Origin of the sequence: Paenibacillus sp. HB172176 (assembly GCF_011947265.1) — a bacterium.
Classification (GTDB): Bacteria; Bacillota; Bacilli; order Paenibacillales; family Paenibacillaceae; genus Pristimantibacillus.
Genome location: NZ_JAATHD010000025.1, coordinates 34075 through 47310 on the forward strand (window position 1 = coordinate 34075; position 13236 = coordinate 47310).

Below are 13236 nucleotides of genomic sequence, written 5' to 3' on the forward strand. Positions count from 1 at the left end.
CAACTATTAAAATAATGAAGGTAAATCCAACGATGTCACTCGGATTTTCCGACTTATTCGATCTAAGGTGGTCTGCGCTCTCATGCCCGTCAAACTCAAATCGATTGCTATCGCTTCCTATATCATGCTTCTCTATTGGATGTCCCTTCACTTTCAGGATTTACATATGATCTTCTTCCCAACGCTCGGCGCGTTCGGCTTCATCTGCATCACCCGCTCGATGAGCGATCTTCGCTGGATTATGACGATTTCCTTCGGAGCGATGCTCATCTCCTTAATCAGCGCAACCTTGCATATGCTCAGCTCGGGCATTCTGTCCTTGATGGGAACCACGCTGATCACGATATGGTTTATTCATCGTTTCAAGTGGAATGCGCCGCCGATTGTAGCCATCGCGCTTATTCCTTATTTCTCGCATGCGCAACAGATGTGGACGATTCCACTCTCCGTTGCCGGCGCTCTGCTCGGATTGATCGCCGTTGTCGCGGCGCTGTATACGGCAGAAGGCATTCGGCTAAAGAGCCTGTCCTCCCGGTGGAAGAAATCGAGTGCCGCCACAATGGCCGATGTGGATTCCACCTTATCTTGAATAACGAGATGCCCTGTCCCGCCAATCAATCGCGGAATAGGGCATGCTATTTTTATCCACACCCCGTGAGGAGGTCGAATCAGGAATGAAATTGCACAAGGGAGAAATTCTGTTTCGCCAGGGCGAGCAAGGCCCGCTCTACACGCTGAAAAGCGGCATACTCAAGATTACGCGCGTTCATGAGGACGGGCATCAAATCGTCGTCAATCTCATCACCCCCGGGGAAACGATCCCCCATCATTCCCTGATCTCCCCGCATCCCTATCACGGCACCGCAATCGCGCTGACCACCAGCGAAATCGAATTCGTCGACACGGAGCAATGGTACAAGGAGCTTGCCTCCAACCCTGCAAAATGTCTCGAAGTCGCATCGCTGCTGCAAAGCAGGCTGCGCATTATGCAGCAAAGAATCGATCAATTGACGCGCGTGACCCCCGGAGAGAAGCTTAAGAAGCTCCAGGAATGGCTGGAGGGCTTCACACATCCCGCCGAAATCTCCGAGCTGCTCACGCAGGATGAGATCGGCCAGCTGATCGGATTGCGTCGAGAGACCGTAAACCGTCTGCTCCGCGCGAAGCGTAGTCATTAGCTCGCTTTTTTAATAAAAGCATATCCGCATTTCCCAACCTCCTAATCCAATTCTTCTTTCTCGTCTTCTCATCAAATTCTAATGTGTATCTTTCCGTATTCTCAGGATGCTTTCCTAGAATAAGTATTGAGATTAAATTCAATACGAGGAGGAAACACCGTGAACAAAAAACTAATGGTCGGTGCTCTTGCTGTCGCTCTTATCGGAGGAGGCATTGTCGGAACAACAATGTTGCCGATTACAAATGCAGCCGCCCCCGTTCTGAAAAGCATTACATCGCCAAACCGACTGGATCAAGCTCAGCAAGACAACGATCAAGAAGTGAATGACGACGAGGTCCAAGCTGTTACTTTGACGAAGCAGCAAGTCATCGAAATTGCCCTAAAACAAATACCTGGCGAAGTGACTGACGTACAGTTGGAAACAGAAAATAATGTGGCCGCTTATTCTGTTACCGTCAAAGATTCTGAAGGAACCAACCAAGAGATTACTTTTGACGCTAATTCTGGTGAAATTTTGCCTGAGGACGATTAATTTGCAGCATCAAGATAACATGATCCACGCCGACCTTTGTATGCGTGGATCATTTCATGTTTCCGGCGACATTCTCTTTCCCTTCTCGTTTAATTCTCATTTATTTCTCATCATCAACAGATAAAATTCATTTTGATCGATGCAACAACCAAAATGGATAAGAGAGAGGGAATAAACATGAATCTATCCCCGAATAAGCCAAACGAATTATGGAGCAAGGTTCCCGAAGTTACGCTTTTCTTCTGGATCATCAAAATTCTATGCACGACAGTCGGAGAAACCTTTGCCGATTTCTTGAACTTTAACCTCGGCTTCGGATTGCTGCCCACTACCATCTTGCTAGGAATCGTATTTTTCATTGCATTAGCTGTGCAATTCAAGGCTACAAGATATGTTCCTGTGATTTATTGGATAACCGTGGTGCTAATTAGCGTATTCGGTACATTAGTAACTGATAATTTAACAGATGCAATGGGCATCCCTCTTGAGACGAGTACGATTGTTTTCTCCGTACTGCTCGGATTGACGTTCCTGGCCTGGTTCCTTAGCGAGAAAACCCTCTCCATACATTCGATCTATACTAGAACAAGAGAAATCTACTATTGGCTCACTATCCTGTTCACATTTGCGCTTGGAACAGCCGTCGGCGATTTATATTCCGAACAACTGGGACTCGGATATCTTCACACAGGGCTTACGGTTGTCATGATCATCGCAGTCCTATTCTTGGCATGGAGATTTTTTAAGCTTGACGGGGTATTGTCGTTCTGGATTGTCTATATTCTGACTCGACCACTAGGAGCCTCCATTGGAGACTATTTATCTCAACCTAAGAATAACGGCGGGCTGGGACTGGGAACGACCGTTACCTCCATCCTCTTCCTTATTGCGATCTCAGCGATTATCATTCTTCTTGCGGTTACAAAGATAGATGTGACGGGAACTAACGAAACCCCAGCCTTCATTCCAAAAGCAAAACGGAATAATACAGCATTAGTTCAAACGATCCTTACCTTGTGTTTATTCCTTGTAGTCGGCATTGGCGGTTACATGGGCTTGAACCAACAAATCTCATCACAGAACGGTGCCGGCAATGATCATTTAACCGGTCAGCTAACCGAATTCCTTCGAATTGAAAACAATATGCTGAGCCAAATAAATGCGAATGATTTTGCTTCGGCGAAAAAAGGAGCTGACGATCTGGAGCACAAATGGGATACGGATGAACCGAAATTCAGAAAAATTGATGGTAAATCGTGGACCAAAATAGATAGAACAATCGATGTCGTATTAGCCGCTACTCGGTCGGGAAGTCCGGATGCAAGTAAATGCCAATCTGCGTTAGACAGCTCGATTCAAGCCTTGAACGAAGCAAACGGTTATTGACGTTCCTTCAACTGACTGCGGGAGTTGAAATACGTCTTATAGCCTAGCTGCACAAAAAGAATAACAGTCAAGGAAACACTGCCTACAATACCCAGCATAACTGCAATTTGATATTCGATAGCTACCAAAGGCGAAGCGCCGCCGAGAATTTGACCGGTCATCATGCCGGGTAGAAAGACGATGCCCATGCCGACCATGGAATTTATGGTCGGGAGCATGGCCGCATCGAACGCTCCATTCACAATTTGTTTGGACGCCATCTTAGGCGTCGCTCCGAGCATCAGCGCTGCTTCAACCAGCGGTTTGTTGGTCGTCATCCCGTCCGTCAGCGTTCCAACCCCTAGAGAAACGCCCGTCATGGCATTGCCGATGATCATGCCCGCAATCGGTATGACATATCTGGGGTCGTACCATGGGGAAACGCGCATCACAACCAGCACAAAATAGAGGAGACTGGCAGCAATGCCAATGACCATGGAAAACGCAATAATGCGTTTCATCTCATGAGACAACGGCGATTTGATCCGATGATAGACATTGAATATAGCGAAAATCAACATAATCGAAGTAATACCGATCGTATACAGAGGGTGGCTGTTTTCAAAAACATACGCAAGAATATAACCAACGAGCATTAATTGAAGCGTCATTCGCACAGAGGAAATAAGAATTTCTTTCTCCCTGGGTATTCCCCTTAACCTCACAATGAGGATGAGCAGAAGAATGAACAGGTAGGCGGCAGCGAGGTTCCAAAACGGCAGATCAATGCTCTCTTTCATACTCGTCCTCCATTCCCGATATCAGTTTTCCTTTCTCGATTTCAATCACATGGTCCGCATACGTTTGAACTAAGACCTTGGAATGGGTAACCATAATCAATGTCCTCTGCAATTGCCTAACCTGCTCCGCTAGCTGTCCCATGACAAACTCTGTCGTCGCTTCATCCAGAGCAGAAGACGGTTCGTCGAGTAGAATAACCTCCGGTTCCATCAGCAACACTCTCGCCAGCGCCAATCGTTGCTTTTCTCCCCCGGATAAGGAATCCGCTTCCTGAGACAATTCTTTATCCAGTCGAACCCTGTCGAGCACTTTCCTTAGTGCAGCATCTTCTGCATGCGGTTTTTCGCTAAACTGAAGACCGATCAACAGGTTATCCCTGACCGTGCCTGGAAATATAGCAGGAGTTTGCGACAGCATCACAACTTTCCTTCTTAATGCAACAGGATCCCACTTTGATAGAGGCTTGTTCTCATACCAGACCTCTCCCTCATCACTGCTAATCAAATGATTCAGCAGCTTTAGCAGCGTGGATTTCCCGCTTCCGCTTTCACCAACGATGCAGGTCATTTGCTGTGCCGGGATCTGCAAATTTTCAATTTGCAATATATTTTTATACTTCACATCCTTCAACAGATACATGAACCATATCCCCCCATTAAAAGGAATTTCTTGTGAGGAAAACATCTCCATAGGCTCCAGAGAACACAGGAGCACCAAATTGTTCGATCCATCGCTTTCGCAATACAATTTATCATTGAACCCCTTCATCGAACGCTCGAAGGCCGTCCAGCCGAATACGCCAATCGAGTCTTTTGTAATGAGAGGGTCCTCTCTCCCATCACAGAGCACATCGCCGCCGCGATGATTCACATAGCCGGATACACCATATCCGGCTAACACCTTTGGCCGACTGCTATCCTTCGTTTCATGCCGTATATAATTCATTTCTTGAACAGGATAGTTCTTCTCACAGGCAACAGTTGAAATTCCCTTAGATGAATGAAGAACCATACAATAAGAAAGGAAGAAATCATCTGCGGCCTGCTGGTGAAGTAATAGTAATACACAAAGCAAAGCACCGCAAGCGCAAACAGGAACAGCAATGGGTGCTGCTCCTCCTTCCCTGATTCCTTGCGAGCCACCTGCGCAAGCCGTACAAGTCCCCACAGGAGTATCATCAAACAAGACGCTGTCAATAAGTAAATGCCCGGCCATTCAAATGCCTTATACAATAGCGCAATCAGGATTTTGAAATCCGAATTCATGAGGGATATAGGGCAATTGATCTCCGTAGAACGTATGTATGGCATGGTGCAGCACCATGCCATGCTCTACCATATACCCTCCAAGTTCAATATGCCAAAATGTGTCGGGATCGTTGTAGGAGAACCTCGGAACCATACATACGACTGCAATGAAAGCCAAAGCAGCATAGATGATGGTTGCGATTGACTTCTTATTCATGGCTGCCAAAGAGTCGGTTAAGCAAATTTTGATAAAGGCGAATAAAGAAGTTTGGAATGCTCTCCAATTTTTTTCTTCCCCTCCATACGAGAAAGCTCATACCAAAGGATAATACAATGGCTCCCAGTATATCAGCAGGATAATGAACACCGACATATACTCTTGCTATGCCGGTCGCCAATGCGAGCAAGATCATAACCAAGCCCAGCTTCCGCTTCGCGAAGAGAACGCTGAATGCGAGAGAGAATGCCAAGACCGCATGATCGCTCGGAAATGAAGGATCAGGCGCATGCGGAATTAATTGGATCACTTGATGCTGAACAAACGGTCTTGCATGATTCACCTCCGGCGAGATGAAAAAAATGGCCAGCAGCAAGGAAATCGACGCCGTTAAGAAAGCATAAAACACCGTCCTCTGATTGTCCTCTCTCCCGGTAAACCAGAGATAAACCATCACAGACAGCATAAGCCATACAATGTCCAGCGCGAAGATTTCCATAACATCATCAATCCAGTCATATCTGCCTGCAAAATCATTCATCCATTGAAATATCCTATCATTCATTCTGCTCACCCTTGACGTTTTTCTATCCATCATAGATGTTGATTCTGAAAATTTGATGAGATTATGGCATTATTATTGAAAATTCGAGATATTCTCACCATGTTTTCATAATAAAGCTTTAAAATAGAAGGAACACTAGAGGCATTCATAATCGGGGGCGAAGGCAGGCATGAAGAAAATTCTAATTGTAGAAGATGAACCGAATTTAGCTCGATTTCTCGAGCTGGAGCTCCGCCACGAATCTTATGAGGCTGCTGTCGCTGTCGCCGGCCATACCGGTTTAGCTATGGCGTTGGAGCAGGACTGGGATATGATCCTGCTTGATATTATGCTCCCTGGCATGAGCGGCATGGAGGTCTGCCGTGAAATTCGAGCTGCCAAGGATACGCCGATTATCATGATTACGGCACGGAACAAGGTTAATGATCGCGTTAGAGGCCTCGACTGCGGAGGGGATGACTATCTATCAAAGCCGTTCGCAATCGAGGAATTGCTCGCTCGCATGCGCGCCTTGTTCCGAAGATTAGAGCTTAGCGAGAATGCATCCGAGACGCTTTCGTTCAGCGATCTAACGCTTGATATGCGATCGCGTATAGTTACACAGGGAGAAGATACGATTGTGCTAACCAAACGAGAATTCGATCTTCTCGAATGCTTCATGCAGAATGTGAACATTGTCTTAACGAGAGACATCATTCTCGACAAAGTATGGGGCTATGATTCAGAGGTCGAAACGAATGTGGTTGATGTTTATGTGCGTTATTTGCGCGGGAAATTAAATGATCTGAAGGAAGAAAAATATATTAAGACCCTGCGAGGGGTCGGCTATGTGATGCGATTATGAGAAATCTGCTGAATCGGCTACGTGCCCTTCCATTCAAATGGCGAATCACGGTCTGGGTAACGTTGTGGATGTGCGTCTTCTTCATGCTCTACAATTCCGTTCAATATCTGGTGCTCGATCGCTGGATTCTTGCTCAAGAGGAAGACTCCATCAAGAAGAGCATGGACGAAATCCAAGTCTATTATGCCAATAGCGGAGCCAAGGAAATCTCGCAGGGAAAGAGCTTTCTGGAGAAGGTGAACGAGAAGGATGAGATGATACGCATCATTGATCGCGACGGCAATCTTGTGCTCATTATTGGCGATGAAAAGATGAACAGTTGGGTGCTCCCCATGAGACCTGCTTCGAGCAAGCTTCGCAGTCTCTGGCATGATCAGGATCATATACTGGTGATTAGCCGTTCGATTCAAGCAGGCGATTTCGAGGGAACGGTCGAAATCGTCCGCAACTTGGAGAACTATGAACAATTGAACCATCTCTTGCTCCTTGTCATGATCATTGGAGGCCTATGCGGGATAGCCATCAGCGCCTTCAGCGGCGTCTTACTGGGAAGGCAATTCGTGAAACCAATTGGAAGATTGACAATCGCTATACAGAATATTAAACGCAGAGGGTTATCCCAGCGCGTTGAATTTCATAACAACGGAGATGAATTATCCCAGCTAAGCGCGATGTTTAACGGCATGATGGATCAATTAGAGGAGGCCTTTCAGCAACAGCATCAATTTGTCGAAGATGCTTCTCATGAGCTGCGAACGCCGATTGCCATCCTAGAAGGACATCTCAATCTGCTGAAGCGCTGGGGAAAGGATGATCCGGCTGTTCTGAACGAATCGTTGCATGCCGCGCTTGAAGAATTGACAAGACTCAAGCATCTCTCGCAAGATTTGCTTGCCGCCTCCGAGTCGAATGCCGTCTCTCAAGAGTGGAATCAAGCCGATCTGTCTCCGCTTGTCATCAAAATTGTGGATGATTTCTCGCTGCTGCATCCCGAATTCGCATATGATGTGGACACACAGTCTCTATCCCGCGTTAAGCTGGCTATCACGGAGCATCATCTGAAGCAGATCCTGACCATCGTGATTGATAATGCCATTAAATATTCACGAGATAAGAAGCATATCCGCGTCACAGGCACAGCTGTTCCCCCTGAGAACCACAAGCATGTGCAAGATCACATGTATCGCGTCGAAATTATCGACTACGGGCCCGGAATCCCGGAGGAGCATCTTCCCCATGTGTTCGATCGCTTCTATCGCGCGGATAAAGCGAGAAGCCGCGCGATAGGAGGAAGCGGACTGGGACTTGCGATTGCCAAGAAGCTTGTTCAGAAATATGAGGGCACGATCCGTCTCTCCAGCTCCGAACAAGGAACGATTGCAATCATCGAATTGCCAAGGAGTCTTTAATATGACACTGAAACGTTTGTTCACAGAAGCATACTTGCTAAGCGCGCTTTGCGCGCTCGGTTTCGCGCTCATCGCTGTTCTCATTGGCGATCATAAGATTAGGGCGTTTGATCTCAAGTGGATCTCCATTATTCAAGGCTATGAGAGCAGCGCTTTAACGCCAATCATGACCTTCTTCACCGCAATTGGAGCCGGAGCTCCCGTCATCTTCATCACACTCGCGATTATGGCGGTATTATTTTTTGTTCTCCATTACCGCAGAGAATTAGTGTTTTTTGCAGGCGTGGTGATTGGCTCTGCTTTATTGAATATGTTACTGAAAATCCTGTTCCATCGCGCGCGTCCTCTCCTCCATCGTATCGCGGATGCGAATGGGTACAGCTTTCCCAGCGGTCACTCTATGGCGGCCTTTACGTTATACGGCATACTCAGCTTCTTGCTGTGGAAGCATGCTCGAAGAATATGGATTCGCAGCCTCATTATCTTTCTCGGCACATGCATAGTTGCTATGATTGGCATTAGCCGTATTTATCTTGGCGTGCATTATCCGAGCGATGTGTTTGGCGGCTATTTGGCCAGCGGCGCCTGGATAAGCATTAATATATGGCTGTATCAGCGTAGAAGGGTGCGTGTCAAGTGAGAAAACCTCTTGACGGCGTCCTTTAAAAGCAGCGATCTGCTCTAACGGACTTTTTGTCCTCTTAGACGGCGTTTTTCAATACTCGCTTGCTCTAACGGACTTTTTGTCCTCTTAGCCAACCAAACGAGCGAAAAAACAACGGGATTAACCAGCTAAGAGGCGAATAGGTCCGTTAAAAATCTGGGCTAGCTAAAAAGAGCTTCTAAGGGTCGAAAAAGTCCGTTACAGTTGCAAGCAGAGCAGCCTCTCACTCATCCCGTTTCCTTAATCGCATTGAATTCTCTCCGGCCATGGGATCCTAACGAAGACTCATAACGTTAAATGCCTGAATCTCAGGCCTGCGTGAATCTAACGAAGATTCACATCGTTACTTCATCAAAGCGAGCATGATTGCTGCCCGAAACCATGAAATAAGACGATAGATCCTCGTTAAATTTGAATAGGTTGCCTTTTTATGGACTTAACGTTATCAAGTTTCGTTAGAGTTCCGCCTATCTCCACACCTGTCTCCATCAAAGCCACTTTTCTAGATCTTTCCGCTTTTCGAGGTCTTTCCTTTATGTTCGACCTGCAGCTTTCCAGAGCAAAGCTGCTTTGTAAGCATCATATAGCTAATACCGCCTAAAAAAGTGCGTAACTCGAAACTTTATAAATTCAGGCTGTAAAAAAACGAAAAAGGCGCGTCTCTGCAGGAAAGAAACCCCTGCAAAAGACGACCTTTGCGCTTCTTACAACTGCCCCGCAGGTCCGAAAAATTCATAATAAATCGAGGACTCCGGCACGCCGAGCTGCTTCAAGTGCTGATTGATCTGCTTCATGAACGGGATGGGGCCGCAGAAGTAGTAGACTGCATCCGCGCCTGGAGTAATCAATTCCAGCCATTCACGCTCAATGAACCCTTCCCGATGGAATGCATTCCGCTTGCGATCGTCCTCCGTCGGATTCTGGTAGCAATAATAGACGGTTATATGCTCATGCGCTTCAGCCAGCTCATCCGTCTGCTCCCGCATTGCGTGGAACTCGCCGTTCCTCGCGGCATGGATGAAGGTGACGGGCCGCGAAGCTCCTGCTATTGCCATCTTCGCTGTTCCCGCTTTCGTTTCTGCTACCACTTCCGCTTCCGCCAATGTCTTCAGCATGCTCATCATCGGCGTAATGCCGACGCCGCCGCTCAACAGCACGACAGGGCGGTCGTCATCCTGGTCGAGCACGAATTGTCCCGCCGGAGCCGACAGCCAAATTCGCTCCCCCTCTTCCGCATACCGATGAAGCGCATTCGATGCCGTGCCCTCCGGCTTCTCCGAGGTCGCTTCCTCGCGCTTGACCGAGATGCGGTAATACGGCTTGCCGGGCGAATCAGACAGGCTGTATTGGCGAATATGCGTGTATGCCTCTCCCGGAATGTCCAGCTTCACGCTGACATATTGTCCCGGCAGGAAATCGGCGATGGCTTTGCCGTCCTCAGGCTCCAGATAGAAGGAGGTGATAACCTCGCTTTCCTTCACGCGGCGCTCCACCCTGAAGGCGCGGAAGCCTTCCCAGCCGCCATGCTGCCCCTCCGCTTCCTCATACATGCTTTTCTCGACGCCGATAAAGGCATCCGCAATAACCTGATACGCATCTCCCCATGCTGCTAGCACCTCTTCCGTCGCCCCGTCGCCAAGCACATCCTTCATCGCAAGCAAGAGATGCTCGCCGACGACCGGATAATGCTCCGGCTTGACTCCCAGGCTTCTATGCTTATGGGCAATCCCTTTCACAACGGGCAATATCGTCTCCAAACGATCGATATGCAGCGCAGCCGCGTAGACCGCATTCGCAAGCGCGCCTTGCTGCCTGCCTTGCTTCTGGTTCGCGTGATTGAATAGATTCAGCAGCTCGGGATGATTCGTGAACAGCAGCTCATAGAAGCGCTTCGTAACGGCAACGCCATGCTCCTCCAGCACTGGCACCGTCGATTTGATAATCGCTATCGTTTCTTGCTTCAGCATAATAAAAAGCTCCTTCCGGCTTTCAGCGTGTGTTGTTCTCTACGCCTTAAGTATACGGAAGGAGCCTCAAATGCCCTGTGATTGCAATCACACGAAATGCAAGCAATCTGTGACGCGTTTAGTACGCCCGAATCTCAATCAACTCTGTTCTCGGACAGCCATTGGTGCTTTCGCAAACCAGTCTCAGCTCGGAGATAAGGCCCTCCGGCGCCAACGCATGCACGCGCTTACGCTTCCGATTCGCCTTCTCTTGATGCAGGACCGTCCACGCGCCGTCGACCAGAGCTTCAATCCGGTAATCCTTCACAAGCTCCGGAATGATCTCGAAGTCGGTGCGATGATGATGCAGATTGATCAAATCCTCGTTCACGTCGTCATTGAAGGTAAGATGGAGCTCCTTCACGGCAACGGGACGCGCCCAAGCGAGCGTCAACGCTTGCTCCTCCGAGGATGCCTCGGAGATCCACATATGCTGACCGCCATACGGGCGAACATAGCCGTCTATCGCCTTCGCAGGACCGAATACGTCGACCAGGCCAATCGTGCGGAAGCAGGCCGGTTTGCGCGTGTGCTGGCGAATCGACCATTTCACGACCGGCTGCGCCACATCATGATGCTCGAGCTGCACGACCGCGCGCGATTCCCTGCTCTCCTTGCTGCTGAGCACGCCCGTCATCGGCTCATGGGACAGATGCAGCTTGATCGCCTCATTCGCCTTCACGATGACGAAGACCGACTGCTCCTTCTCCGGCGACCACGCCAGATCGAAGGAAATCCACTGCTTCTCGCCGGATTCAATCGCAGCCGACGCTTTCGCCTCGAGCGTATGCGGCACATAATTCTCCTCGCGTCCCGTCGACCACAGTTCGACCTCTACGGTCGTCTCGCCGCTTGCATCCAGCAGCAGCTCGATGCCCTCCAAACGGTCAATGGGGAAAATAATGCCGAAATCCGTATCCATGCTTTGCGTTTCATGCGAATGCTCGATACGAATCTGCTTCGTCGCGCTTGTCGCGCTTGCGACGGCCTGTCTTGCCAGATCCTCCGGATCCTGATTCACCAGGCCGACGACGGAAGCATCCTGGCGAAGCAACGTTTGCTGCAGCTCCTGCAGGTACTCTTTCACGAGCGTGCGAGGCGACACCTTGTTCTTCACGCAGAGCGCCGCTCCCGTTCCCGCCGCTTCTCCGATTACCGCGCAGGTCGCCATGACGCGAGTTGTGCCGAAGGCCACATGCGTCGCGCTGATATCTCTGCCGGCCATCAGCATATTGCTGATATTAGCCGAATAGAGCGAGCGGAACGGAATATGATAGATGCCGTCCATATGCATATGCTTCGAGCCGCTTTCCGTCGCGTACATCCCCTGCGGCGGATGAAGATCGATCGACCAGCCGCCGAAGGCGACGCGGTCCTCGAACGGCTCCTGCGCCAGAATATCTCCTTGGCTGAGCACATAATCGCCGGTGAAGCGGCGATATTCCCGCTTGCCGGGAACGCTGCCTACCCACTCGAGCGTCATATTGTCGGCGTCGAATTGCCCCGAGTTTTTGATATAATCCCAAATCCCGTAGATCGCCGCCCACAGCTCGTCTCGAACCATCTCGTTATCGTGAACGATATCATGCTCGCCGCCCCATTCGATCCACCAGTAATGGCAGCCCGAATCTCCGCTTCTGATGACGCGCTTCAGCGGAATGGTCGTTTTCGTTATGTCTCTCGCAAAGCTTGGCGGCACGTATTTCACTGGACGGCCTTCGTCCTTCGTATAGAACAGAATCGTGCTGCCGAGCGTAATGTCGTCCGCGACCTCGGGCGCCCATACTTCATTGTATTCATGACGCGCCTCGCGCCCGATGCGATATTTCGCCCCTGCCAGGAAGCCGACAAGACCGTCGCCCGTGCAGTCGATGAACTGCTTGCTCTCGAAGCGAATGCGTCTCTCCGAGCCCATCATCCAGCCGATGACCGCGTGAATTTCGCGCTGCTCCTCGGTTCCCTGCGCCTCCACCTCATGCACGTCGGTATTGAGATACAATGAAATATTTGGTTCCGCTTTCACCGTTTCGAGCATAACCAGATCCCAATAGTATGGATTTCCTTCCGGATTCCGATACTGATTCTCCACGAACATCTCGCCCATGATGCCCGTCTCACGCGCATAACGATGAATGCCATGTCCAGTTGCGCCGCATACCCATACCCGCACCTCGCTGCTCGAGTTTCCTCCTAGCACGGGCCTGTTCTGAATCAAGGCTACCTTGCTGCCGAGTCTCGCTGCCGCAACAGCCGCACATATGCCCGCAAGACCGCCTCCAATGACCGTAATATCGGTTTGAACCGTCTCCTGCCTCATTCTTACCGCCACCTCCATAATATCTATAATTTCATTGTAGGCGCTTGAATGATTCGTTAGAATGCATTAAATTACAGATATATATCCAA

General features: G+C 49.3%; 13 protein-coding genes. 7 read left to right on the plus strand and 6 right to left on the minus strand.

Going from position 1 to position 13236, the window contains the following annotated elements; genetic code table 11:
• Nucleotides 1–82 precede the first annotated feature (82 nt).
• From HFP08_RS23820 to HFP08_RS23835, 4 genes are all read left to right on the plus strand, one after another.
• On the plus strand, nucleotides 83–589 hold the full coding sequence (locus HFP08_RS23820) for a hypothetical protein (protein ID WP_168123129.1): 507 nt from the start codon (nucleotides 83–85) through the stop codon (nucleotides 587–589).
• An 85-nt stretch (nucleotides 590–674) separates the two neighbouring features.
• Nucleotides 675–1178: a Crp/Fnr family transcriptional regulator gene (locus HFP08_RS23825; RefSeq protein ID WP_168123130.1), complete on the plus strand. Its 504-nt coding sequence runs from the start codon at nucleotides 675–677 to the stop codon at nucleotides 1176–1178.
• A 159-nt stretch (nucleotides 1179–1337) separates the two neighbouring features.
• Complete coding sequence (locus HFP08_RS23830; RefSeq protein ID WP_168123131.1) at nucleotides 1338–1712, plus strand: PepSY domain-containing protein; 375 nt, start codon at nucleotides 1338–1340, stop codon at nucleotides 1710–1712.
• A 177-nt stretch (nucleotides 1713–1889) separates the two neighbouring features.
• Nucleotides 1890–3098 carry a COG4705 family protein gene (locus HFP08_RS23835; RefSeq protein ID WP_168123132.1) on the plus strand — a complete coding sequence of 403 codons (1209 nt, stop codon included), beginning with the start codon at nucleotides 1890–1892 and terminating at the stop codon, nucleotides 3096–3098.
• On the opposite strand, the gene HFP08_RS23840 is transcribed toward HFP08_RS23835, so the two are convergent.
• The 4 genes from HFP08_RS23840 to HFP08_RS23855 all read right to left on the minus strand — a co-directional run bounded on the left by HFP08_RS23840 (nucleotide 3092) and on the right by HFP08_RS23855 (nucleotide 5883).
• Nucleotides 3092–3877 (minus strand): ABC transporter permease, encoded by a 786-nt coding sequence (locus HFP08_RS23840; protein WP_168123133.1) that lies wholly within the window; start codon nucleotides 3875–3877, stop codon nucleotides 3092–3094. The two genes, HFP08_RS23835 and HFP08_RS23840, sit on opposite strands and share 7 nt — an antisense overlap.
• Complete coding sequence (locus HFP08_RS23845) at nucleotides 3861–4517, minus strand: ABC transporter ATP-binding protein (RefSeq protein WP_168123174.1); 657 nt, start codon at nucleotides 4515–4517, stop codon at nucleotides 3861–3863. The genes HFP08_RS23840 and HFP08_RS23845 overlap by 17 nt, the downstream gene beginning before the upstream one ends.
• Nucleotides 4518–5102: 585 nt before the next feature.
• The gene (locus tag HFP08_RS23850) at nucleotides 5103–5342 is read right to left on the minus strand and encodes a hypothetical protein (RefSeq protein WP_168123134.1); all 240 of its coding nucleotides are present in this window, start codon (nucleotides 5340–5342) and stop codon (nucleotides 5103–5105) included.
• Nucleotides 5335–5883 carry an undecaprenyl-diphosphatase gene (locus tag HFP08_RS23855; protein WP_168123135.1) on the minus strand — a complete coding sequence of 183 codons (549 nt, stop codon included), beginning with the start codon at nucleotides 5881–5883 and terminating at the stop codon, nucleotides 5335–5337. The genes HFP08_RS23850 and HFP08_RS23855 overlap by 8 nt, the downstream gene beginning before the upstream one ends.
• Before the next feature lie 193 nt (nucleotides 5884–6076).
• Between HFP08_RS23855 and HFP08_RS23860 the strand changes: the two genes are divergently transcribed.
• The 3 genes from HFP08_RS23860 to HFP08_RS23870 are packed head-to-tail and all read left to right on the plus strand — an operon-like array spanning nucleotide 6077 to nucleotide 8800.
• Entirely contained in the window at nucleotides 6077–6751 is a 675-nt protein-coding gene (locus tag HFP08_RS23860) for a response regulator transcription factor (RefSeq protein WP_168123136.1), read from the plus strand.
• Nucleotides 6748–8160: a sensor histidine kinase gene (locus tag HFP08_RS23865; RefSeq protein ID WP_168123137.1), complete on the plus strand. Its 1413-nt coding sequence runs from the start codon at nucleotides 6748–6750 to the stop codon at nucleotides 8158–8160. The genes HFP08_RS23860 and HFP08_RS23865 overlap by 4 nt, the downstream gene beginning before the upstream one ends.
• 1 nt (nucleotide 8161) lies before the next feature.
• Complete coding sequence (locus HFP08_RS23870) at nucleotides 8162–8800, plus strand: phosphatase PAP2 family protein (protein WP_168123138.1); 639 nt, start codon at nucleotides 8162–8164, stop codon at nucleotides 8798–8800.
• Nucleotides 8801–9528: 728 nt separating this feature from the next.
• Here the strand turns inward: HFP08_RS23870 and hmpA are convergent.
• Nucleotides 9529–10791: an NO-inducible flavohemoprotein gene (gene hmpA / locus HFP08_RS23875; RefSeq protein WP_168123139.1), complete on the minus strand. Its 1263-nt coding sequence runs from the start codon at nucleotides 10789–10791 to the stop codon at nucleotides 9529–9531.
• 118 nt (nucleotides 10792–10909) lie between these two features.
• Nucleotides 10910–13165: an FAD-dependent oxidoreductase gene (locus HFP08_RS23880; RefSeq protein ID WP_346768762.1), complete on the minus strand. Its 2256-nt coding sequence runs from the start codon at nucleotides 13163–13165 to the stop codon at nucleotides 10910–10912.
• Between the last annotated feature and the right edge of the window lie 71 nt (nucleotides 13166–13236).

Excerpts from the sequence above, each read along its gene's own strand:
- HFP08_RS23820 (WP_168123129.1), top strand. The coding sequence starts at position 83 with ATGCCCGTCAAACTCAAATCGATTGCTATCGCTTCCTATATCATGCTT.
- HFP08_RS23825 (WP_168123130.1), top strand. The coding sequence starts at position 675 with ATGAAATTGCACAAGGGAGAAATTCTGTTTCGCCAGGGCGAGCAAGGC.
- HFP08_RS23835 (WP_168123132.1), top strand. The coding sequence starts at position 1,890 with ATGAATCTATCCCCGAATAAGCCAAACGAATTATGGAGCAAGGTTCCC.
- HFP08_RS23840 (WP_168123133.1), bottom strand. The coding sequence starts at position 3,877 with ATGAAAGAGAGCATTGATCTGCCGTTTTGGAACCTCGCTGCCGCCTAC.
- HFP08_RS23845 (WP_168123174.1), bottom strand. The coding sequence starts at position 4,517 with ATGTATCTGTTGAAGGATGTGAAGTATAAAAATATATTGCAAATTGAA.
- HFP08_RS23850 (WP_168123134.1), bottom strand. The coding sequence starts at position 5,342 with ATGAATAAGAAGTCAATCGCAACCATCATCTATGCTGCTTTGGCTTTC.
- HFP08_RS23855 (WP_168123135.1), bottom strand. The coding sequence starts at position 5,883 with ATGAATGATTTTGCAGGCAGATATGACTGGATTGATGATGTTATGGAA.
- HFP08_RS23860 (WP_168123136.1), top strand. The coding sequence starts at position 6,077 with ATGAAGAAAATTCTAATTGTAGAAGATGAACCGAATTTAGCTCGATTT.
- HFP08_RS23865 (WP_168123137.1), top strand. The coding sequence starts at position 6,748 with ATGAGAAATCTGCTGAATCGGCTACGTGCCCTTCCATTCAAATGGCGA.
- HFP08_RS23870 (WP_168123138.1), top strand. The coding sequence starts at position 8,162 with ATGACACTGAAACGTTTGTTCACAGAAGCATACTTGCTAAGCGCGCTT.
- hmpA (WP_168123139.1), bottom strand. The coding sequence starts at position 10,791 with ATGCTGAAGCAAGAAACGATAGCGATTATCAAATCGACGGTGCCAGTG.
- HFP08_RS23880 (WP_346768762.1), bottom strand. The coding sequence starts at position 13,165 with ATGGAGGTGGCGGTAAGAATGAGGCAGGAGACGGTTCAAACCGATATT.